The sequence below is a fragment of the Aeromonas sp. ASNIH4 genome, assembly GCF_002934425.1.
In the GTDB taxonomy this organism is placed as follows: Bacteria; Pseudomonadota; Gammaproteobacteria; order Enterobacterales; family Aeromonadaceae; genus Aeromonas; species Aeromonas hydrophila.
The window spans coordinates 4,329,442-4,351,344 of the sequence record NZ_CP026217.1; the positions used below are offsets into that span (position 1 = coordinate 4,329,442).

Annotated in this window: 24 protein-coding genes; 12 read left to right on the forward strand and 12 right to left on the reverse strand. The window is 61.5% G+C overall.

Going from position 1 to position 21,903, the window contains the following annotated elements:
• Positions 1-32 precede the first annotated feature (32 nt).
• From C2U40_RS20285 to C2U40_RS20300, 4 genes are all read left to right on the forward strand, one after another.
• Entirely contained in the window at positions 33-1,172 is a 1,140-nt protein-coding gene (locus C2U40_RS20285; protein WP_103828903.1) for an amidohydrolase/deacetylase family metallohydrolase, read from the forward strand.
• Positions 1,156-2,271: a DgaE family pyridoxal phosphate-dependent ammonia lyase gene (locus C2U40_RS20290; RefSeq protein WP_103828902.1), complete on the forward strand. Its 1,116-nt coding sequence runs from the start codon at positions 1,156-1,158 to the stop codon at positions 2,269-2,271. The genes C2U40_RS20285 and C2U40_RS20290 overlap by 17 nt, the downstream gene beginning before the upstream one ends.
• On the forward strand, positions 2,271-3,011 hold the full coding sequence (gene dagF / locus C2U40_RS20295) for a 2-dehydro-3-deoxy-phosphogluconate aldolase (protein ID WP_103828901.1): 741 nt from the start codon (positions 2,271-2,273) through the stop codon (positions 3,009-3,011). Before C2U40_RS20290 ends, dagF begins: the two co-directional genes overlap by 1 nt.
• A 104-nt stretch (positions 3,012-3,115) precedes the next feature.
• Positions 3,116-5,020 carry a BglG family transcription antiterminator gene (locus C2U40_RS20300; protein WP_103828900.1) on the forward strand — a complete coding sequence of 635 codons (1,905 nt, stop codon included), beginning with the start codon at positions 3,116-3,118 and terminating at the stop codon, positions 5,018-5,020.
• A 15-nt stretch (positions 5,021-5,035) separates the two neighbouring features.
• On the opposite strand, the gene npr is transcribed toward C2U40_RS20300, so the two are convergent.
• From npr to C2U40_RS20350, 10 genes are all read right to left on the reverse strand, one after another.
• Positions 5,036-5,308, reverse strand: a complete 273-nt coding sequence (gene npr / locus C2U40_RS20305) for a PTS phosphocarrier protein NPr (RefSeq protein WP_005305943.1) — start codon at positions 5,306-5,308, stop codon at positions 5,036-5,038.
• A 20-nt stretch (positions 5,309-5,328) separates the two neighbouring features.
• The gene (gene rapZ, locus C2U40_RS20310) at positions 5,329-6,195 is read right to left on the reverse strand and encodes an RNase adapter RapZ (protein WP_103828899.1); all 867 of its coding nucleotides are present in this window, start codon (positions 6,193-6,195) and stop codon (positions 5,329-5,331) included.
• Positions 6,196-6,237: 42 nt separating this feature from the next.
• A complete protein-coding gene (gene ptsN / locus C2U40_RS20315; protein ID WP_005305951.1) occupies positions 6,238-6,684 on the reverse strand; it encodes a PTS IIA-like nitrogen regulatory protein PtsN in 447 nt (148 codons plus the stop codon).
• Positions 6,685-6,686: 2 nt separating this feature from the next.
• Positions 6,687-6,974, reverse strand: a complete 288-nt coding sequence (hpf, locus tag C2U40_RS20320; protein WP_005305957.1) for a ribosome hibernation promoting factor — start codon at positions 6,972-6,974, stop codon at positions 6,687-6,689.
• A 21-nt stretch (positions 6,975-6,995) separates the two neighbouring features.
• Positions 6,996-8,435 carry an RNA polymerase factor sigma-54 gene (locus C2U40_RS20325; RefSeq protein ID WP_011707612.1) on the reverse strand — a complete coding sequence of 480 codons (1,440 nt, stop codon included), beginning with the start codon at positions 8,433-8,435 and terminating at the stop codon, positions 6,996-6,998.
• A 65-nt stretch (positions 8,436-8,500) separates the two neighbouring features.
• Positions 8,501-9,226: an LPS export ABC transporter ATP-binding protein gene (gene lptB, locus C2U40_RS20330; RefSeq protein ID WP_011707613.1), complete on the reverse strand. Its 726-nt coding sequence runs from the start codon at positions 9,224-9,226 to the stop codon at positions 8,501-8,503.
• A gap of 3 nt (positions 9,227-9,229) precedes the next feature.
• Positions 9,230-9,757, reverse strand: a complete 528-nt coding sequence (gene lptA, locus C2U40_RS20335) for a lipopolysaccharide transport periplasmic protein LptA (protein WP_016352198.1) — start codon at positions 9,755-9,757, stop codon at positions 9,230-9,232.
• Positions 9,744-10,304 carry an LPS export ABC transporter periplasmic protein LptC gene (lptC, locus tag C2U40_RS20340; RefSeq protein ID WP_011707615.1) on the reverse strand — a complete coding sequence of 187 codons (561 nt, stop codon included), beginning with the start codon at positions 10,302-10,304 and terminating at the stop codon, positions 9,744-9,746. The genes lptA and lptC overlap by 14 nt, the downstream gene beginning before the upstream one ends.
• Complete coding sequence (gene kdsC / locus C2U40_RS20345; RefSeq protein WP_103828898.1) at positions 10,301-10,855, reverse strand: 3-deoxy-manno-octulosonate-8-phosphatase KdsC; 555 nt, start codon at positions 10,853-10,855, stop codon at positions 10,301-10,303. Before kdsC ends, lptC begins: the two co-directional genes overlap by 4 nt.
• Positions 10,855-11,850, reverse strand: coding sequence for a KpsF/GutQ family sugar-phosphate isomerase (locus C2U40_RS20350; RefSeq protein WP_017409369.1), 996 nt, complete (start codon positions 11,848-11,850; stop codon positions 10,855-10,857). The genes kdsC and C2U40_RS20350 overlap by 1 nt, the downstream gene beginning before the upstream one ends.
• A 207-nt stretch (positions 11,851-12,057) precedes the next feature.
• On the opposite strand from C2U40_RS20350, the gene mlaF reads away from it, so the two are divergent.
• The 7 genes from mlaF to murA are packed head-to-tail and all read left to right on the forward strand — an operon-like array spanning position 12,058 to position 16,578.
• Entirely contained in the window at positions 12,058-12,858 is an 801-nt protein-coding gene (gene mlaF / locus C2U40_RS20355; RefSeq protein WP_011707618.1) for a phospholipid ABC transporter ATP-binding protein MlaF, read from the forward strand.
• Entirely contained in the window at positions 12,858-13,637 is a 780-nt protein-coding gene (gene mlaE / locus C2U40_RS20360) for a lipid asymmetry maintenance ABC transporter permease subunit MlaE (RefSeq protein WP_011707619.1), read from the forward strand. Before mlaF ends, mlaE begins: the two co-directional genes overlap by 1 nt.
• A gap of 7 nt (positions 13,638-13,644) precedes the next feature.
• Positions 13,645-14,136 (forward strand): outer membrane lipid asymmetry maintenance protein MlaD, encoded by a 492-nt coding sequence (gene mlaD, locus C2U40_RS20365; RefSeq protein ID WP_011707620.1) that lies wholly within the window; start codon positions 13,645-13,647, stop codon positions 14,134-14,136.
• A gap of 9 nt (positions 14,137-14,145) precedes the next feature.
• Positions 14,146-14,778, forward strand: a complete 633-nt coding sequence (gene mlaC, locus C2U40_RS20370; protein ID WP_011707621.1) for a phospholipid-binding protein MlaC — start codon at positions 14,146-14,148, stop codon at positions 14,776-14,778.
• The gene (locus C2U40_RS20375; protein ID WP_017409366.1) at positions 14,775-15,047 is read left to right on the forward strand and encodes an STAS domain-containing protein; all 273 of its coding nucleotides are present in this window, start codon (positions 14,775-14,777) and stop codon (positions 15,045-15,047) included. The genes mlaC and C2U40_RS20375 overlap by 4 nt, the downstream gene beginning before the upstream one ends.
• On the forward strand, positions 15,047-15,304 hold the full coding sequence (ibaG, locus tag C2U40_RS20380; protein WP_005306001.1) for a BolA family iron metabolism protein IbaG: 258 nt from the start codon (positions 15,047-15,049) through the stop codon (positions 15,302-15,304). Before C2U40_RS20375 ends, ibaG begins: the two co-directional genes overlap by 1 nt.
• 17 nt (positions 15,305-15,321) lie before the next feature.
• Complete coding sequence (murA, locus tag C2U40_RS20385) at positions 15,322-16,578, forward strand: UDP-N-acetylglucosamine 1-carboxyvinyltransferase (RefSeq protein WP_011707623.1); 1,257 nt, start codon at positions 15,322-15,324, stop codon at positions 16,576-16,578.
• Between the two features lie 85 nt (positions 16,579-16,663).
• Here murA and pmbA read toward each other — a convergent pair whose 3' ends face one another.
• Positions 16,664-18,007 (reverse strand): metalloprotease PmbA, encoded by a 1,344-nt coding sequence (gene pmbA / locus C2U40_RS20390; RefSeq protein ID WP_011707624.1) that lies wholly within the window; start codon positions 18,005-18,007, stop codon positions 16,664-16,666.
• Between the two features lie 113 nt (positions 18,008-18,120).
• Between pmbA and yjgA the strand changes: the two genes are divergently transcribed.
• Positions 18,121-18,645, forward strand: coding sequence for a ribosome biogenesis factor YjgA (gene yjgA, locus C2U40_RS20395; protein ID WP_010635921.1), 525 nt, complete (start codon positions 18,121-18,123; stop codon positions 18,643-18,645).
• A gap of 86 nt (positions 18,646-18,731) precedes the next feature.
• Here yjgA and C2U40_RS20400 read toward each other — a convergent pair whose 3' ends face one another.
• Positions 18,732-21,815, reverse strand: a complete 3,084-nt coding sequence (locus tag C2U40_RS20400) for a transglycosylase domain-containing protein (protein WP_103828897.1) — start codon at positions 21,813-21,815, stop codon at positions 18,732-18,734.
• Positions 21,816-21,903: the final 88 nt, after the last annotated feature.

The window sequence follows — 21,903 nt, forward strand, 5'->3', positions numbered from 1 at the left end:
CCGGCGGGGCGGCACTCGAGAGGCCATCTAGCATGTACGACATCATCATCAGAGCGGGGCGCCAGGGAGATGGCCAGCTCGTCGATATCGCCATCAGGGAGGGCAAGATAGCCGCCCTCGGCACCCTGCCGGAGACGGCAACGGCGCAGCAGAGCCTGGATCTCGGCGGCCGGGTGCATGTGAGCGCCGGCTGGATCGACGGCCACACCCACTGCTACCCCGCCTCCCCCCTCTATCACGATGAGCCGGACAAGGTGGGCGTGGAATCCGGCGTCACCACCGTCATCGACGCCGGCAGCACCGGGGCCGACGACGTGGATGACTTCCAGCGTCTCGCCGCTGGCTGCAAGACCCGGGTGCACGCCCTGCTCAACATCTCCCGCATCGGCCTGCTGCGCCAGAACGAGCTGGCCGACAGCCGGGACCTCGACATGGAGCTCGCCTCGGCGGCCATTGCCCGCCACCCCGGCTTCATCGTCGGCATCAAGGCGCGGATGAGCGGCAGCGTGGTGGGTGAGAACGGCCTGCAGCCGCTGCGCATGGCCAAGGCACTGCAACAGGCCCACGGTCGGCTGCCGCTGATGGTACACGTGGGCAACACGCCGCCGGATCTGGACGAGATCGTCACCCTGCTGGGCGATGGCGATCTGCTGACCCACTGCTTCAACGGCAAGCCCAACCGCATCCTGACCCCGGCCGGCGAACTGCGCCAGGCGGTGCGTGAGGCAATGCAACGGGGCCTCTTGCTCGACATCGGCCACGGCGGCGCCAGTTTCAGTTTCGAGGTGGCGGAGCTGGCCATTGCCCAGGGGATCCTGCCCCGCACCATCAGCTCCGACATCTACTGCAAGAATCGCATCAAGGGGCCGGTCTACAGCCTGGCCCACGTGATGTCGAAGTTTCTCGCCATCGGCATGACCCTGGAGCAGGTGCTGGCCTGCGTCACCCACCATGCCGCCGATGCCCTGCGCCTGTCCGGCAAGGGGCGACTCGAGGTGGGCGCCGCTGCCGACCTGACCCTGTTCGAGGTGAGCAGCGGCGCCACCCTCTTTACCGATACCGAAGCCGGCGCCCGCAATGGCGATCGGCAGTTGCTGCCCCTCGCCGCCCTGGTCGGTGGCGAACTGGTTCTGACTCACTATGGGAAATCACACCATGCCTTCTGTGTATGAGAAATATCAGCTCAAACCGGTGATCAACGCCTCCGGGCGCATGACCATTCTCGGCGTCTCCACCCCCGAGCAGGAGGTGGTCGATGCGGTCAACTTCGGCCTCGGCCACTACTTCGAGGTGAAGGATCTGGTCAACAAGACCGGCGCCTACCTGGCCGGCTTGCTGGACGTGGAAGATGCAGTGGTGGTCTCCTGCGCCAGCGCCGGCATCGCCCAGTCGGTGGCCGCGGTGATAGTGCGCGGCGACCCCTACCGCCTCGAGCAGTTGCACGCCCATGCCCACCATGTGCCGAGCGAAATCGTGCTGCCCAAGGGGCACAACGTCAACTTCGGCGCCCCGGTCGGCACCATGGTCAACCTGGGTGGCGGCAAGGTGGTGGAGGCCGGCTACGCCAACGAGTGCTCTGCCGCCCAGCTGGCCGCCGCCATCAATGCCAATACCGCCGCCATCCTCTACATCAAGTCCCACCACTGCGTGCAGAAGAGCATTCTGTCGGTGGCCGAGGCAGCCGAGGTGGCCAAGGCCCACGGGCTCCCGCTCATCGTCGATGCCGCGGCCGAGGAAGATCTGCGTCTCTACTACAACCTGGGGGCGGATCTGGTCATCTACAGCGGCGCCAAGGCCATCGAAGGGCCCACCAGTGGGCTGGTACTCGGCAAGCGCCAGTACGTGGAGTGGGTCAAGCAGCAGGCCAACGGCATCGGCCGTGCCATGAAGGTGGGCAAGGAGGGGATCCTCGGCCTCACCCACGCCATCGAGCGCTACCTGCTCAAAGAGAAGGAGAGCGGCGCCGCCATGGTCGCCAAGATGACCCCCTTCATCGAGCGCCTCAATCAGCTGCCCGGCGTCAGCGCCAAGGTGGTGTGGGACAGCGCGGGGCGCGACATTGCCCGCACCGACATCGCCTTCGACCACCAGCAGATCGGCATGACCACAGTGCAGGTCGTCAGCCGTCTGCAACAGGGCACACCTGCCATCTACTGCCGCGGCTACAAGGCCAATGAGGGGCGCATCGAGATAGACGTGCGCAGCGTCACCCTGCCCCAGCTCGACCAGATCCATGCCGCCATTGCCCACCTCGTTCAGGAGAACAACTGATGTCTTTGACTCCCAATTACTACCGCGCTCGGGTCTGCCTCAACGTGCTGGCCGGCTCCCGACAGAATGCCGTCGACATTTATGAGGCCGCCGAGGGCCATGTGCTGGTCGGCGTGCTCTCCAAAAACTACCCGGATGTGCCCTCCGCCGTCGCTGACATGCAGGCTTACGCCAAGCTTATCGACAACGCCCTCTCCATCGGGCTGGGGGCCGGCGATCCACGCCAGTCCGCCATGGTGGCCGAGCTGGCTCACCAGCTGCAGCCCCAGCACGTCAACCAGGTGTTCACCGGGGTCGGCGCCAGCCGGGCACTGCTCGGCCAGTCTGACACCCTCGTCAATGGCCTTGTCTCTCCCACCGGCACGCCGGGGATGGTGAAGATCTCCACCGGTCCCCTGAGCAGCCAGCAGCCCGATGGCATCGTCCCCATCGACACCGCCATCGCCCTGCTCAAGGACATGGGCGGCAGCTCGGTCAAGTTCTTCCCCATGGGCGGGCTGACCTGCCGCGCCGAGTATCAGGCGGTGGCCGAGGCCTGCGCCCGCCACGGCTTCTGGCTGGAGCCCACCGGCGGCATCGATCTGGACAACTTCGAGGAGATAGTGCGGATTGCGCTGGATGCCGGGGTCGAGAAGGTGATCCCCCACATCTACAGCTCCATCATCGACAGCGCGAGCGGTCAGACCCGTCCCGAGGACGTGCGTACCCTGCTGGCCACGGTAAAGCGGCTGCTGGCCTGACAGCCCTCAGGCACCGGTCCGATTACTGACCGGTGCCTGGCTTGTTAATGACCAGCTTGTTAACATCGATTTTTAATTCCGCGACAGGAGTCCGTTCCCCCCTCATGATCAAGCTGCCCCACCCCAGACTCCATCAACTGCTCACCCTGCTCCACGCCGAACCGCTGCCGCAGGAGGAGCTGGCTCGCCGCCTCAATGTCTCCACCCGCACCGTGCGCACCGACGTGGCGACCCTGAACGAGATCATCGCCACCCGGGGCGCCCACCTGATCCACCAGCGCGGCAGCGGCTACCAGCTCAAGATATACAATCAGGAGCTATTCGAGGCGCTGCTGGCGGCCCAGGAGCAGGAGAGCGGACTGCCCCGCACCAGCCGCGAGCGAGTGCTGCACCTGCAGATCCTGCTGTTGACGGCGGAGCAGGGCATCAAGCTCGACGAGCTGGCGGACACCTGGTATCTGAGCCGGGCGGCACTGCAGGGGGACATGGCGGAGGTGCGGGAGCGGCTCGCCCACTTCGGACTCGCCATCGACAGCAAACCCAGACAGGGGATGCGGATCCAGGGGGGCGAGACGGCCATCCGCGCCTGCCTCACCCAGCTGCTTTACCAGGAGCTGCTGCACAGCAACCCGCTGCAGAGCCTGCTGCCCAACCTCTGTCCCAGCAAGACGCTGGAGGTAGTGGGCAATCACATCCACGAGCAACTCGGCCGTCATCAGCTGCGCCTGGCCGATGAGAGCCTGCAGCAGCTCACCATCTACTGCGCCGTCGCCCTGCTGCGCCAGGCAGCCGGCCACGAGCTTTGCCACTTTGCCAGCGAAGATCTCACGGCGCCTCTGCTGGCGGTTGCCCGCGACATCTATGACGAGCTGCCGACCCTGACCCCGCCGGGGGAGGAAGAGATAGCCTGCCTCGCCATCCAGATCCAGGCCCGCCTCACCGCCGATGCCCCTCAGCTCAGCCCGGCCATGGCGGCCGAGAGTGAGCAGCTGGTGGAGCATCTGCTGGCCTACATTCACCAGTACTATCCCTATGACCTGCGCGGCGATCTGCAACTGCGAGCCGACCTGCAGACCCACATCAGCGCCATGCTGCTGCGGGTCAAATACCAGATCGGCAGCCACAATCCGCTGGCGGACCACATCAAGCAGTACTATCCCCTCGCCTACGACATCACGCTGGCGGCCATCTCGGAGTGGATCAGGCAGACACCCTATCGGCTGACCCACCACGAGATAGGCTATCTGGTGATCCACATCGGGGTCGGACTGGAGCGTCACTACGACATCGGTTACACCCGCCGCCCTCAGGCGCTGCTGCTATGCGATGCGGGCAACGCCACCTTTCGGGTGCTAGAGGCCCGCATCAAGCGGGAGTATCCCCAGTTGCAGCTGACCATGCTGGAGTCGGTGCGGGATTACGAAGGGCTGGCGCGGATCGAGCAGAATTTCGTCATCAGCACCGTCAAGGCCGGCGAGAAGAATGTGCCCGTGGTGCAGGTCGCCCCCTTCCCGACCCAGTACCAGCTGGAGCAGCTCGGCAAGCTGGTGTTGGTCGATCGCACCCGCCCCTACCTGCTCGACAAGTACTTCGATGCCGACCACTTCATGGTGGCTACCGAACCGCTCAGCCAGGCGGCGCTGTTTGATCGCATCTGCAGCCAGTTGGAGAACGAGGATCTGGTGGAGAGCGGCTTTCGGGGATCGTTGCAGGAGCGGGAGCGGATCGTCTCCACCATGCTGGGGGACGGCATCGCCCTGCCCCACTCCCTCGGTCTGCTGGCGCGCCGCACCCTGGTCTATACCGTGCTGGCCCCGCAGGGGATCGACTGGGGCAACGGCGAGAGCGCTACCCTCGTCTTCGTGCTGGCCATCGCCAAGGCCGACTACGAAGAGGCCATGGGGCTCTACGATCTGTTCCTGGCGCTGATGAACGAAAAAGCCAGCAGGAGTCTGCTGGCTTGTCGGGATTTTGCCGCCTTCAAGACGCTGGCACGCAGCGCACCTTGAGCATGCCGAGGTGCGTTACTCCTCGTTGAAGCCCGAGGTGAACAGCGCCACCACGGCGGCCAGGGCCTCCACTTCCTCGGGCCCCTCCACCTGGACTTCCACCTGCTTGCCCTGGGCGGAGTCCAGCATCAACAGGCCGATCACGCTGTCCGCGTCGGCCTCGACCCCCTCTTCGTTGCGCAGCAACACGTGGGCATCGAACCCCTGCACCAGCTCGAACAGCATCATGGCCGGTCTGGCATGCATGCCCAGTTTGTTTTTCACTTCCACCGAGGCTGAGACGGTCATCTGATCTTCCTATTGGTCCATCAAAATTGCGGTGCACTCTTGTCGAGGGTGCGGTGGCGGATCTGGACGTTCTTGCCCTGCAGGCGGAAGGCACCGGCCAGCTGCTCGGCAATGAACACCGATCTGTGCTGGCCACCAGTACAGCCGATGCCGACCGTCACGTAGCTGCGATTGTTGCGCTCCAGATGGGGCAACCAGGTCGCCAGCATGTTCTCGATCTGCAGGATGAACTGCATCACGTCGGGCTGGCTGGAGAGGTAGCGGGCCACCGGCTCATCCTTGCCGGTGAAGGGTTTGAGCTCGGGGATCCAGTGCGGATTGGGCAGGAAGCGGGCGTCGAACACGAAGTCGGCATCCTTGGGAATACCGTACTTGAAGCCGAACGACTCGAACACCAGCACCAGCTCGTTCTCCTTCTTGCCGAGCACCCGGGTCTTGATGAGCTCGCTCAGGTCGTGAATGCTGAGGTTGGTGGTATCGATGCGCAGGTCGGCCGTTGAGGAGAGCGGTGCCAGCAGGTGGGTCTCTTCCCGAATCGCCTCGTCCAGCGACAACTGATTGCGTGACAAGGGGTGCAGCCGGCGGCTCTCGCCGTAGCGCTTGAGCAGGGTGGAGTTTTCCGCATCGAAGAAGAAGCTCGAGAACTCCACCCGCCCCTCGTTGCGAACCTGGGCCAACAGGGTTTCAAGCTTGTCCGGGCTCGCCGGCAAGTTGCGCACGTCGATGCTGACCGCCAGCTTGTCATACTGGCTCTCGACCGAGACGATCAGCTGGGGCAGCAGGTTGACCGGCAGGTTATCCACGCAGTAATAACCGAGATCCTCCAGCACACGCAGGGCAACTGTCTTGCCCGAGCCGGAGCGCCCACTCACCACTATTAATTGCATCTTGTTCCCTCACCGCTTGGCGTCATTGCAAGGGCCTGCATCTCAGGCCGATGTCATGATCTGATAGAGTTCTTCGTCGCTGGTTGCCTGGCGCAACTGGCGGCATACCGCCTTGTCGCCCAGTTTGGATGCCATCAGGGAAAGGGTCTTGAGGTGCTGCTTGCACTCGCTTTCCGGCACCAGCAGGGCGAACAGCAGGTCAACCGGTTGATTGTCGATGGAATCGAAGGGGATCGGCTCTGCGAAGGTCATCAGGATGGCGGTCGGCGGAAACTCGTCGCCGATCCGGCCGTGGGGAATGGCGATACCGGCACCGATCCCGGTACTGCCCATTTTTTCTCGCGCCAGCAGGCACTCAAAGAGCACCTGACGAGAGGTCCCCAGACGCTCAGCGGCTAACTCGCTGATGATCTCCAGGGCGCGTTTCTTGCTGGTACAAGGGACCGCACTTTTGGTGCAGTCCCGACTCAGTATGTGTTCAAGTTGCATGGTTATTTTTGATTTAACTTATCTTTGTGCTTGATGATCTGCCGATCCAGCTTGTCCAGCAGGGTATCAATCGCAGCGTACATGTCGGCATGCTGCGAATTGGCGAACACCTCACCCCCGCTGACATGCAGCTTGGCTTCGGCGATCTGGTTCAGTTTTTCTACGCTCAACACCACATGAACATTGTTGATGTGGTCAAAGTGACGCTCGAGTTTGGCAAATTTGTTGTTCACATAATCACGCAGAGCTTCGGTGATCTCGACATGGTGTCCGGTCAGGTTAATTTGCATAACGTCTTCCTTTTGTTTTGCCTAAACCAGGCGTTTGCGCTGATTGGATGGCGGGATCAACAAGGATTCACGGTACTTTGCGATCGTGCGTCTCGCCACCATAATACCCTGTTCGGCCAGCAAATCCGCGATCTTGCTATCACTTAGCGGCTTGGCGGGATTCTCCGCCGTGACCAGCTTCTTGATGAGCGCGCGAATTGCGGTCGATGAGCACTCTCCTCCTCCCTCCGTGTTGACATGACTGGAGAAAAAAAACTTCAGTTCGAAGATGCCGCGCGGCGTATGCATGTATTTCTGGGTCGTCACTCGCGAGATGGTCGACTCGTGCATCTCCACCGCTTCGGCGATGTCGTTGAGCACCATGGGTTTCATGGCCTCTTCACCGTATTCGAAAAAGCCCTGCTGCTGCTCGACGATACAGCTGGCCACCTTGAGCAGGGTGTCGTTGCGGCTCTCCAGGCTCTTGATGAACCACTTGGCTTCCTGCAGATGGGAGCGGATGAACTGGGTATCCTGGCTGGTGCGAGCCTGACGGGCCATGGCGGCATAGGTCTCGTTGACCCGGATGCGCGGGGCTGAGTCCGGATTGAGCTCGACCACCCACTTGTTGCCCTTCTTGACCACGGAAACATCCGGTATCACGTACTGGGATTCGCTCTGAATGACGCCGTTGCCGGGTCTCGGCTCCAGCTGCTGGATCAAATCCAGCACCTCCTTGAGGTCGCTCTCCTTGAGCCGGGTCTTGCGAGCCAGGGTGCGGTAGTCGCGATTGCCGAGCAAGTCCATGTGCTCGAGGATCACCTCCTTGGCCTCGTTCAGCCAGGGCAGGTCCGGGGAGTATTGGCCCAGCTGGATCAACAGGCACTCCTGCACTGAGCGGGCGGCAATGCCGACCGGATCGAAATGCTGCACTCGCTTGAGCACGGCCTCCACCTCATCGAGCTCCACCTCGACATCCTCGCTGCTCACCGCAGTCTGGATATCTTCCAGCGACACCGTCAGGTAACCGGATTCGTCGATGGCGTCGATGATGGCGAGGGCGATGGCGGCATCCACGTCGCTGAACGGCGTCAGACGCATCTGCCACAGCAGATAATCCTGCAGGTTTTCGGTGGTTTCGCCCTGATAGATGCTGTCTTCACCGTCGTGGATCGGGCCCGCGCTCTGGGCAGTGCCGGCCGAGTAGACCTCTTCCCAGGTGGTATCTACCGGCAGTTCGTCCGGCATGTTGTCCTGGGACATGGCATCGCTGGAGTCGAGTTGGCTGGCATCGACCGGCTCTTCCGGGCTGGTCTCCTGCACATCATTTTCCTCTTGCTCCAGCAAGGGGTTGTTGTCGAGCGCTTGCTGAATTTCCTGCTGGAGTTCCAGAGTGGAGAGCTGGAGCAGACGAATCGCTTGTTGTAATTGCGGCGTCATGGTCAGGGACTGGCCGAGACGCAACTGTAATGTCGGCTTCATCTACGTCGGGATATCCTTATGTTCAGCGAGGCAGTCGTCACAGGAAATGAAGAGATGCCCCCTTACTATAGACTGAATTGATCGCCCAAATAGACGCGCTTGACCTGTTCGTCGGCCAGTATGTCGGCCGGTGCACCTTCGGCAATCATCTTGCCGTGGCTGACGATATAGGCCTTCTCACATACGTCCAGAGTCTCTCTGACGTTGTGGTCGGTGATCAAGACGCCCAGGCCTCTATCTTTGAGATGCTGGATGATCTTCTTGATGTCTATCACAGAAATGGGGTCGACCCCGGCAAAGGGTTCATCCAGCAGGATAAAACGCGGCTCGGCAGCAAGTGCCCGGGCGATCTCGACCCGGCGCCGCTCCCCGCCCGACAGGCTCTGCCCCAGGCTGTCACGGATATGGGTGATGTTGAACTCTTCCAGCAGTTGCTGGACCTTGTCCTCCCGCTCTTCGCGGCTCAACCCCTTGCGGGTCTGCATGACCCCCATCAGGTTGTCGAACACCGACAGGCGACGGAAGATGGAGGCCTCCTGCGGCAGATAGCCGATGCCGTTGCGGGCGCGGATATGCATGGGCTGCAGGCTGATGTCCTGATCATCGATTGTGATGAGGCCGGCATCGCTCTGCACTAGCCCCACGATCATGTAGAAGGAGGTGGTCTTGCCGGCGCCGTTCGGCCCTAACAGCCCGACGATCTGGCCGGTCCCCACTTCCAGGCTCACATCGCTCACTACCATGCGGCGCTTGTAACTTTTTTGCAGGCCGGCTGCTTTCAACACTGCCATGGTTTATTTTCCCTGCTTCTTCTGATCGGCCGGCTTGTCGAAATTCTCTACCTGATCCGGCAGGAACACCGTCTTGACCCGCTGGTTCGGGGTCTTGCTCTCGGCAATCATCTTCTGTTTGACGATGTCGTAACGGATCAGGTCGCCATTGACCTGGCTGTCTTCCTGCTTGAGCTGACCGTTGCCGGTGATGGTCACCAACCGGTTCTTCAGCTCATAGCGGATGCTGTTGCCATGGGCATTGACCGGCTTGCCGTTGTCCAGGATCTGGAAGAAGGTGGCAGGCTTGCCATAGGCCGTCATCACCTCGGCACCTTTCTCGCCGGAGCGGATCACCACCACCTTGTCCGCCTTGATCTTGATGGTGCCCTGAGTGATGGTCACATCCTGCTCGAAGGTGATGCGGTTGTCCTGCATCTCGGCCACCTGCTTGACCGCATCCACATAGACCTTCTCGGCAAAGTCGGACTCTTTGGCGCTCACGGTGCCGCACAGCAGCAGGGCCGCGAGGGCCAGATTAGCGTTTTTCATTGAAATAGATGGCATGGCCCTGATCCAGTAATTCAAAATATTTGCGTTCCAGATGACCCTTCAGGCCGACGCCCTCGGTCTGGAAATCCTTACCCACTATGCTGACCTGCTGATTGCTTCTCACGTTCTGGGTCACCAGATCCAGCTCCAGATAGGGGGTATCCAGCGTGGAGATGAAAGAGGTGGGCAACAAGCCGTCCAGATGCACCTTGTCCCGCAGGATCACGTTGTCATCGGTGTTGAGCACGCCGGTATCGGCAGTGACCTTCCACTCGGCCTCGCCCTGCTTGTCAAACATGTAGACCACCGGCTTGTCAAAGGTGGCCTGCTCGAGGATCTGGTAGTACTCCGCGTAGCGGGACTCCAGCCGCTCGGTGCGACGCCCCTCGACATCGAAGCGGGTCGTCACCAGATTCTTGGCGGTGAAGTCCGGCTGATAATTCTCCACCTTGGTGGTCGGCTCCGGCGCCAGTTCGATGTCGCCGAGCTGCCAGGCGGCCAGCGCAACCAGGAACAGCAGGGCGAACAACAGGGTCTGTCTGCTCATACCGAGGCCTCTGGCTGATAGTCACCCAGCCCCTGGGCCTGCAAAATGAGATCGCACACCTCGCGCACCGCGCCCACACCGCCGGCCAGTCGGGTCACCATGTCAGCCCGCGCCAGCACCAGCGGATGGGCATCGGCCACGGCGATGCCGAGGCCACAGGCCTGCATCACCGGCAGATCGATGGTGTCATCGCCGATATAGGCCGCCTGCTCGGGGGTCAGTGCCAGCTTGGTCAGCAGCGCCTCGAAATGAGGAAGCTTCTGATCCGCCCCCTGCACCAGGTGCTGCACCCCCAGGCTCTTCATCCGATCGCTGACGATGCGGGAGTTGCGCCCGGTGATGATGGCAATCTCGATCCCGGCGTTGAGCAGCGCCCGCATACCGGCACCGTCGCGGGTACAGAAGGTCTTCAGCTCTTCGCCGTCATTTCCCATGTAGATGAGGCCGTTGGAGAGCACCCCGTCCACATCGCACACCAGCAGGCGGATCTGCGCCGCCTTCTCAAACTGGTTGCGCGTCACCGGACCATAGAGGGTCGGTACGTTTTGCATCAAATTACTCCGGCTTTCAGCAGGTCGTGCATGTTGAAGGCACCCAGCGGGCGCTTGTCGCCATCCACAACCAGTAATCCGTTGATCTTTCTGGTTTCCATCAGTTTGACGGCCTCGGCTGCCATCATCTCTGGTCCCACGGTAACACAGTTGACCGTCATCACGCGGCTGATCGGGGTGTGGTGGATATCCACCTGCAGGTCCAGAATGCGGCGCAGGTCGCCGTCGGTGAACAGGCCGGCCAGGCGGCCATCGGCATCGGCCACGGCCGTCATGCCGAGCCCCTTGCGGCTCACCTCCAGCAGTGCCTGGCTGATGGTGGCATCTATCCCCACCTGGGGCAACAGCTCGCCGCTGTGCATCAGATCGCCGACCCGCAGCAGCAGTCGCTTGCCAAGGGAACCGCCCGGATGAGAGAGGGCGAAATCGTCGGCGGTAAAGCCACGGGCTTCCAGCAGGGCCACCGCCAACGCATCGCCCATCACCAGGGTCGCGGTGGTACTGGACGTGGGCGCCAGCCCCAGCGGGCAGGCTTCTTTCTCTACCTTGATGCACAGGTGCACGTTGGCTTCTTTCGCCATGGTGGAGGCCGGGTTGCCGGTCATGCAGATGAGCGGGATGCCGCGGCGCTTGAGCACCGGCAACAGGGCAAGGATCTCGTCGCTCTCACCGGAGTTGGAGATGGCGATGATGAGATCGCCGCCGGAGATCATCCCCAGATCGCCGTGGCTGGCTTCACCCGGATGGAGGAAGAAGGCGGGAGTGCCGGTGCTGGCCAGGGTGGCCGCAATCTTGCTTCCGACATGACCTGACTTGCCCATGCCGGTGACCACTATCTTGCCACTGCAGCGCAGTATCATCTCGCACGCCTGATCGAAGGCATCGTTCAGGTACTGGTAGAGTCCATCAATCGCTTGTTTCTCGATGTCCAGCACGGTACGAGCACTGCGACGAAAATCGAACAGTTCAGACACTTTTTCAGACTTTACAGACATAAAGGCACAGCTCCGGGCTGAAATTTGCTGCGGGATTATAAAAAAGTCTGTCGAGATAAGCGAATCGGATACTTCCCGACCTGAAAAGAGAGACAATTGGTTACAAAAAACTGTCGCGCGTCTGGACAGGCAGGCTGTTCAATAGTTGTTCCTTGCTGTTGCTTAGACCTAGACTAGCCCATAAAATTCGCTCTTCATTTACACCGGATGGACAATTGTTTGAACGATGACCTGATCACCATCTCCGACCTGACCTTCAGTCACGGAGATCGGCTGTTATACGACGGGATAAACCTGACCATTCCCCGTGGCAAGGTCACTGCGGTCATGGGCCCTAGCGGCATCGGCAAGACCACCTTGCTGCGGTTGATCGGCGGCCAGCTCAAGCCCGAATCCGGTCATATCCTGTTTGACGGGGAAGATATCCCCACTCTCTCCCGCTCGCGCCTGTACGAGGTACGCAAGCGGATGAGCATGCTGTTCCAGAGCGGCGCCCTGTTTACCGGCATGACGGTGTACGACAACGTGGCCTTCCCGCTGCGCGAGCACTCCGGCCTGCCGGAAGAGCTGATCCACACCATCGTCATGATGAAGCTGCAGGCGGTGGGCCTGCGCGGCGCGGCAAGACTGATGCCGTCCGAGCTCTCCGGCGGCATGGCCCGGCGCGCGGCGCTGGCCCGCTCCATCGCGCTGGATCCGGACCTCATCATGTATGACGAGCCGTTCGTCGGCCAGGATCCCATCACCATGGCGGTGCTGGTGAAGCTCATCAAGGATATGAACGATGCCCTCGGCATCACCTCCGTCATCGTCACCCACGATGTGAAAGAGGTGCTGAGCATTGCCGACTACGCCTATATCATCGCCAACCGCAAGGTGGTGGCGCATGGCACACCGGCCCAGCTGCGCGAGGAGCACAATCCCGAGGTCGAGCAGTTCCTGAAAGGATTGCCCGACGGTCCTGTTCCGTTTCATTTTCCGGCAGGCGACCTGCTACAGGATCTCTGATGTTGACAAGCCAGGTAAGCAAACTGGGGCGAAGCGGGGTGCGATTCATCAGCGCCATCGGCCGCGCCACCATCATGTTGTTTCACGCGTTGGCGGGCAAACCCGCGCCGCGCAAGCACTTCCCGCTGCTGGTGCAGCAGTTGTATGTGGTCGGGGTACAGTCGGTCGCCATCATTCTGGTGTCGGGCCTGTTCATCGGCATGGTGCTCTCGTTGCAGGGCTACAACGTACTGAAGGACTTCGGTGCCGAGCAGAGTCTGGGGCCGCTGGTCTCCCTCTCCCTGCTGCGGGAGCTGGGCCCCGTGGTGACCGCGCTGCTGTTTGCCGGCCGCGCCGGCTCGGCCCTCACCGCCGAGATCGGCCTGATGAAGGCCACCGAACAGCTCTCCAGCCTGGAAATGATGGCGGTAGACCCGCTGCGTCGGGTCGTCGCGCCGCGCTTCTGGGCCGGGGTCATCAGCATGCCGCTGCTGGCCTTCATGTTCAGCCTGATCGGCATCTTCGGCGGCAAGCTGGTCGGCGTCGACTGGCTGGGGGTGGATGAAGGCAGCTTCTGGTCCGCCATGCAGGCCTCCGTCGACTGGCAGGATGACATCATGCAGGGCGCCATCAAGAGCCTGATCTTTGCCCTGGTGGTCACCTGGATTGCGCTCTTTAACGGTTATGATGCCAAGCCGACCTCGGCCGGGATCAGTCAGGCCACGACCCGTACCGTGGTCCACTCCTCCCTGGCCGTGCTCGGCCTGGATTTTATACTCACCGCAGTCATGTTTGGATAAGGTAAAGATGAAGTTCAGCAAAGTAGAATTCCTGGTTGGCGCTTTCATGCTGGCCGGCATCGGTGCCATTCTGGCGTTGGCACTGCAAGTGGCAGGTTTGAGTTTCAAACCGGAAGGAGAAACCTATACCCTGCGCGCCCATTTCGATAATATCGGCGGCCTGAAAGTGCGCTCACCGGTCAAGGTGGGCGGCGTGGTGGTCGGTCGGGTCAGTGACATCACTCTGGACGCCAAGAGCCAGGTGCCGATCGTCTCTCTGCAGATGCAGAAGAGCGCCGGCGAGTTCTCCGAGACCAGTACCCTCTCCATCCTGACTTCGGGGCTGCTCGGCGAGCAATACATAGGTCTGATGCCCGGCTTTACCGATGAGGAGATGGGCACCAGCATGCTCAAGGATGGCGACATGATTGAAGACACCAAATCCGCCATTGTGCTGGAAGACCTGATTGGCAAGTTCCTCTATAGCCAGTCTTCCGACACAAAATCAGACAGCAAGTAAGGAGTAACCATGTTCAAGAAGATCGCCCTGTTGCTGGGCCTGATGACCAGCATGCTGTTTTCCCTGACCGCGCAAGCCACCGATGCCACCGATCCCTATGCCCTAGTGGACCAGGCGGCCAAGCAGACCTTCGCCCGCCTGAAGGCCGATCAGGCCCAGGTGAAGAGCAATCCGGATCACCTGCGGGTGATCATCCGCGAAGAGCTGCTGCCCTACGTGGACAACCGCTTCGCCGCCTACAAGGTGCTCGGCAACCAGATCAAGCAGACCACCCCGGCCCAGCGTGACGCCTTCGTCGAGGTGTTCACCGAGTACATGGTGAGCTCCTACGCCGACGCCCTGGCCCATTTCGACAAGCAGACCGTCAAGGTCGAGCCGGGCAAGGCCGCCGGTGACAGCAACATCACCGCCGTCAACGTCAGCGTGAAAGAGGCCGGCAAGCCGGACATCTTCCTCGAGTTCAAGCTGCGCAAGAACAACAAGACCGGCGAATGGAAAGCCTTCGACATGGTCGCCGAAGGGATCAGCCTGCTCTCTGCCAAGCAGAACGAGCTGGGCGGCCTCATCCGCCAGAACGGCATCGATGCGGTGATCGCCCAGCTGCGCGCCCACAATGCCAAGCCGCTGGTACTCAAGAAATGAGACTGAGCGGCGAGCTGCAGGCGGCCCAGGTCGTTGAGTTGTGGCAACGGCGAGCCGACTGGTGGCAAGAAGACCAGATCGAGCTTAGCGATGTCAGCACCCTGGATTCGGCAGGGCTTGCCCTGCTGGTCAAATGGGCCAAAGCCGCTCTGGCACGAGGCGCCACACCGCAACTGGTAGGCGCCTCCACTGATTTTTATACCCTGGCCAACCTCTACGGGGTGGCCGGATTGTTTCAGTCAACCCCGCTCACAACTGAGGACGCATAATGCAAGTCTCTGAAATTGAAGCGATACTCCTCGAGGCTCTGCCATTGTCCGAAGTCCATGTCAAAGGGGACGGCAGTCACTACCAAGTGATCGCCGTCGGCGACATGTTTGACGGCATGAGCCGGGTCAAGAAGCAACAGGCCATCTATGCCCCGCTGATGGACAAGATCGCCAGCAACGCCATTCACGCACTCTCCATCAAGGCTTTTACTGATGCCGAGTGGAAACGCGAACGTAAATTCCTACTGCCCTCCTGATTTGGTATCAAACGTAAATGGACAAATTCAAGATCGATGGTCGTTGTACTCTCAACGGCGAAGTGACCATCTCTGGCGCCAAGAACGCCGCTCTGCCGATCCTGTTCGCCACCCTGTTGTGTGATGAGGAGATCCACCTCTCCAACGTACCGCGTCTGAAAGACGTGGGCACCACCATCAAGCTGCTGGAGATGCTGGGCGCCACCACCAAGGTGAACGGCAACGTCACCGTGCTGACCGGTGCAGTGAACAACCATGTCGCCCCCTACGAGCTGGTGAAGACCATGCGCGCCTCCATCCTGGCGCTGGGCCCGCTGGCCGCCCGCTTTGGCGCGGCTGACGTCTCCCTGCCTGGCGGCTGCGCCATCGGTGCCCGTCCGGTCAACCTGCACGTGCACGGTCTGGAGCTGATGGGTGCCAAGATTGCCATCGAGGATGGTTACATCAAGGCTCGTGTCGACGGCCGCTTGAAGGGTGCTCACATCCTGATGGACATGGTCTCCGTCACCGGTACCGAGAACCTGATGATGGCCGCCACCCTGGCTGACGGCCGCACCGTGATCGAAAACGCCGCGCGCGAGCCGGAAGTGGTCGATCTGGCCAACTTCCTCAATGCCCTGGGCGCCAAGATCCAGGGCGCGGGCACCGACACCCTGACCATCGACGGTGTCGAGCGTCTGCATGGCGGCAGCTACAGCGTCCAGCCCGACCGTATCGAAACCGGTACCTTCCTGGTGGGTGCAGCGGTCACCGGCGGCAAGATCACCTGCCGCAAGACAGACCCGACCCTGCTGGAAGCGGTACTGGTCAAGCTGGAAGAGGCTGGCGCCCTGATTGAGAAGGGTGAAGACTGGATCACCCTCGACATGACTGGCCGTACCCTCAAGCCGGTCACCATCAAAACCGCCCCCTACCCGGCCTTCCCGACTGACATGCAGGCCCAGTTCACCGTGCTGAACGCGGTGGCCAAGGGCACCGGCATGGTCACCGAGACCATCTTCGAGAACCGTTTCATGCACGTACCCGAGCTGGTGCGGATGGGCGCCGACATCGAACTGCAGGGCAATGTGGCCATCTGCCGCGACACCCAGCAGCTCAAGGGTGCCCAGGTGATGGCGACCGACCTGCGCGCCTCCGCCAGTCTGGTGCTGGCCGGCTTCGTCGCCGAAGGCTCCACCATCGTCGATCGCATCTACCACATCGACCGTGGCTACGAAGACATCGAGCACAAGCTGCAAGGCCTCGGCGGCCGCATCGAGCGCATCAAGGGCTGATTGCCGCCCCTGCGCACGCCGATACAAAAAGGCCCCTCGCACTGCGAGGGGCCTTTTTCATGGCTGCAATCCGCTGATGCCGGGATCAGTGGCCGGCCAGCTTCATACTCTCGACCAGCACCGAGCCGGTCTTGAGGCTGGAGCGCTCATCTTCGTCGCTGCCCACCGCCACGATATGGCTGAACATCTCGGCCAGATTGCCGGCGATGGTGATCTCTTCGACCGGATAGGCTATCTCGCCGTTCTCCACCCAGAAACCGGCAGCACCGCGGGAGTAGTCCCCATTGACGATATTGACCCCCTGCCCCATCAGTTCGGTCACCAGCAGGCCGGTGCCCATCTCCTTGAGCATGCCATTGAAATCCTGACCGGTGCTGGAAACCTGCCAGTTGTGGATGCCGCCGGCGTGGCCCGTGGTGGTGAGCCCCAGCTTGCGGGCCGAGTAGGAGGTAAGTAGCCAGCTCATCAGCTCGCCATTGCGCACTATGTCCATGTCGCGGGTCAGCACGCCTTCGCCATCGAACGGAGTACTGGCGAGCCCCCCCAACAGGTGGGGGAACTCCTGGATGGTGAGCCACTCGGGCAGGATCTGCTTGCCCAGCTTGTCCAGCAGAAAGCTCGACTTGCGGTAGAGATTGCCACCGCTGATGGCCATCACCAGATGACCCCACAGACCGGCCGCCGTATCGGGATGGAACAGCACGGGAGCGTGGCGAGTGCTGATCTTGCGGGCCCCCAGACGAGAGAGGGTGCGCTCCACCGCCTCGTCGGCGATGCGCTGCGGGCTCCAGAGCCCGTCCAAGGTACGGCTGGAGGAGTAGCCGTAATCGCGCTGCATGTCGCCGTCCTGCTCGCCGATCAGCACGCAGCTCAGGGAGTTGCGCGATGCCGCGTAGCCTTTGACGAAGCCATGGCTGTTGCCATACACCTTGATGCCGAGGTGACTGGAGAAACCGGCGCCGTCGGAGTGCTTGATGCGGGTATCGCGGCCCAGCGCCAGTCGTTCACATTCGATGGCCAGTTCGATGCCGCGCTGCGGATCCAGCTCGATCGGATGACACAGTTGCAGATCCGGGGCGTCCCAGGCCAGCAGCTCGGCATCAGCCAGACCGGCGCAAGCATCTGGCGAGGTGTGCCGGGCAATCTCCATGGCCGCTTCGACGGCGGCACGAATGGCTGACGGGCTCAGATCCGTGGTGGAGGAGGAACCCTTGCAGCCATCGCGATAGACGGCGATGCCGAGCGCCCCGTCCTTGTTGAATTCGATGCTTTCCAGTTCACAACCCCGGGTGTTCACCGACAACCCGGTCTGCTTGCTGATGGAGACTTCGGCAAGCCCGGCGCCCAGTCCCTTGGCAATCTCCAGGGCCTCGGCAACTACGGCTTCAAGATGGGCTTGATCCTGGCGGATTTGGTCTTGCTGATCCATAACTCACATCTGTATGAAGGAAGGAAAGGGGCTAAGCATATCAGACCCCTGCGCCCAGCGGGAGAAGCTGGTAACATATCCACCAAACGTGAATGACAGGAATCAAGAGACCGATGAGTCAATATCAAGACGACAACGAGTGGGAAGACTGGGGCCCCAGCAAAAGCCAGCTCAAGCGCGATGCCGAAGCCTTGCAGAAGATGGGGGAAGAGATCGTCTCCCTCAGCCACAGCGAGCTGGAGAAGATCCCGCTGGATGAAGAGCTGGCCGAAGCGGTCGAGCTGGGCCGCAAGCTCAAGCCGAAGAAGGACGAGTCTTTCCGTCGCCACCTGCAGTTCATCGGCCGGTTGATGCGCAGCCGCGATGTGGAGCCCATCGTCGAGGCGCTCTCCATCATCAAGAATCGCCACTCCACCGTGAACGCCCGCCTGCACCGGCTGGAGCAGTGGCGTGAGCGGCTGATCAATGAAGGCGACAGCGCCCTCAACGAGCTGATGTCCCAATTCCACGAACTGGACCGTCAGAAGCTGCGCCAGCTGATCCGCACCGCCAACAAGGAGCGGGAGCTGAACAAGCCGCCGGTGGCCTATCGCGAGATGTACCAGTATCTGCGCGGCGAGATCGAAGATCTGCTGTAAGTGATGACTCACCTTCGCCGACCGGCGATGAACAGTACGAAATAAAACGGGGCCAATATGGCCCCGTTTTCGTGTCGCTGCAACTGTCAGCTGCCCGCCATGCACTGGGTATGAGTGCCTGGCTGCAGATACGGCATCAGCAGCGGAGCCATCCCCTTGAGCACCTGCACCGGCAGGGCCGAGGTGAAGCGGAACTTGTCAGACTGGCTGCCCGGCACATAGGCCGTCAGGGTGCCGAAGTGATCCTCTCCCAGATAGAAGACGAAGGTGGCGGTCCGGTTGCGAGCCAGCGAGCTGGTCACGTTGCCGTAGCGGCCGACCGTTTCAATCCGGTTGTCGCCCGTCCCCGTCTTGCCTCCCATCTGCAGCACGGTACCGTCCGGCAGGGCGAAGGCACCGGCAATCCGTCTGGCCGTGCCCCCTTCCACCACCTTCGACAGCGCGTTGCGCAGCGCGGTGGCCACCTCGACCGGCAGCACCCGGGTCCCCTCGGTCTGCGCCGGTTGGAACTCGGTTGCGAACGGCGTGCCCTTGGCAAACGACAGATGCTCGATGCGCAGGGTCGGCGCACGAATACCGCCGTTCTGGATGATCCCCATCAGCTCGGCCAACGCAGCAGGGCGGTCGCCCGAGCTGCCCAGGGCCGTTGCCAGCGACGGCACCAAGTGATCGAACGGGTAGCCCAGTCTGGCCCAGCGTTGATGGATGTCGAGGAAGGCCTCGACCTCCAGCATGGTGCGGATCCGGCTGTCGCGGGCGCTGCGGTGGCGGGTCTTGAACAGCCAGCTGTAGACCTCCTGCCGCTCGTCCCGGCTCGCCTCGACGGCATCGGCGAAGGTCGCCTTGTCAAACTCCTTGAGATAGGAGAGCAGCCACAGCTCCAGCGGGTGCACCCGAGCGATATAGCCTTGATCCGGCAGCGAATACTTGCCGGGACCATAGCTGGTATAGAGCTGCTCGATACGACGATCGCTCAGCTTCTCCCGCGGCAGACGCTTCGCCAGGAAGGCAGCGAAGGTCTCCTGCGACGCATCCGGCATCAGGTAGCGGTGTACGGCGGCCAGGCGCACGGCGCTGGGCTTGAGACCATCCAGGAAGGTATCGAGCTGTTCATCCGCAGTCTTGCCACGGTATTTGCGCCAGAAGCGCAGCAGATAGGTCTGCCCCTCTTTATCTGCAAACTTGGCCAGATACTCGGTACGACGCGGATCCTTGTCATCCTTGAGCAGCTGGGCACGGTTGCCCTCCCGGTAGAGGCTGTAGCGAACGATGTCGCGCATCAGACGCACGAAGGGCAGGTTGATGGACTCGCGCAGCGCGTCGCGAATGGCCGGGATGCGGCCATTGTCCTCACGCCGGAAGTTGTTGAAGGTGTGCATGCCACCGCCGGTGAAGAATCCCTCGTTCGGGCTGGCGGAGTATTTGCGATCCAGCGCCGCCTCCAGCATGGGGGGCAGGCTCTTGTCCTTGGCGGTCATCAGGTAGGAGACGGCCCAGCGACTGATGTTGTCCTGCTCCGATACCTCTATCTTGCGCAGGCTCTCGGCCGACATGTCCGCGTAGTTGTCGTGCAGCTCGGAGACGATCTCCAGGTAAGTGGTCAGCACCCGCAGCTTGGCGGTTGATCCCAGTTCCAGCTTGCTGCCCTCGTTGATGTCAAACGGCTGATCCGTGTTGTCGGTCTGCACCCGCACCTTGAAGCCCTGCGGGGATTTTTCGAACAGTGTGAAGCTGTACTTCACGTCTCCCGTCTTCTCCGGCGAGAGCAGGCGCTCACCAAACAACCCGACCTGAGCTGCAAACGTAGGATCGGCCAGCTGCTGCAGGTAGCGAGAAACCTCGTTTTGCAGCGGCATGTTGAGGCTGGTATCGGCCGTCAGATCGAGTCGGTCCAAATCGTAGAGCTGCACCCCGAGCTGACGGCTCAGACGGGTGCGGGCAACTTGCAGGCCCTTGTTGTTGTTGACCTTGGTCACCGCAGGGGACTGCAGGAAATCACGGAACGAGATCTTGGCCTTCAGCGCGGCCTCCATCAGCGGCGGCGTGATCATCCCCTCCTGTACGAACAGCCGCAGATAGCTGTCGGTCAGGGTCGCCAGTGCATCACGCCCCTGCGCCAGATAGTAGGAGGGACGACGGTGAGCGATCATCAGCGAGACCACCTGGCGCAGCGCCAGGCCCTGCTCCGCCAGCGAGGCATCTTGGTTGCGCGCAGGATCCAGCAGCCGGTTTACCTCGTCCACATTGGCGCCAAACCATACCCAGAGACCATCCCCCAGGCCGTGCACCTCCCCATAGCCGGGAGCCGCAGAGAGCGGGACCGAGTTGAGGTAGGCCCAGGCGACCAGCTTGCGCGCCTCCAGCGTCTTGGGGCCCAACCGGTAGGCCCGCACACTGGCGGACGCCATCTGGCGGATCTTCTCGGTGGGGGACAGCGTCAGGCCATCCGGCGAGTGGCGATACTTCTCGACCTGGGTCGCCAGCGTACTGCCGCCGGCCGATTGATCCTGCATATCAAGCGCCTTGCCGACCTGCGACATGGCCGCCTTGGCAAAACGGGGCCAATCCACGGCCGGGTTGGCCAACGGCTGCTCATTGCTGAGCAGGTCGCGGTTCTCGATGAACAAGAGCGACTGGATCACCAGCGGCGGAATGGAGGCAAAATCCGGGTAATAGTGAGTCGGATACTTGAATTGATAGAAGGGCTCCGCCCGACAGTCATGCAGGGTCAGGCCGGCTTGCACCTTCTCGGTATAAGGCACGAAAAAGCCGCGACTGGCGTAGTCATACAAGGCATCGGAAAAATGTACCTGCTCGCTGACCTGATAACCCCGTTGCAGCAAGCGCTCCTGCATCATGGGCAACAGCACATAACCGAGCCGCTTGTCGAAGGGACCGTCTTCGGGGAAGGCAATCTGCTTGCTGGGGCCCGGTTCGACCTGATAGGTCAGCTTGGCCGCATAGCGAGAGATCTCCTGTGACTGCAGGCGGGAAGTCTGCATCTCATAACCGACCAGAGCAATCACCGCAGCCAGGCACAGCAAAAAGAAAAAGCAGAACAACCAGCGCCACCAGGAACGACGCTTGCGCTTGTACTTGCCGTCCGCGCTTGGGACAGATGAATCCTGAGATGCCACTTTGTTCAAATCCGTCTGTTCTGATGCGCCCATATCAGCCCCACCATGGTTGCGCAATTTATTGTGTTTCACTCAAGCTTAGTCGTTTCAAGTCAATGGCTTGAAAACTATTGACCGCTTT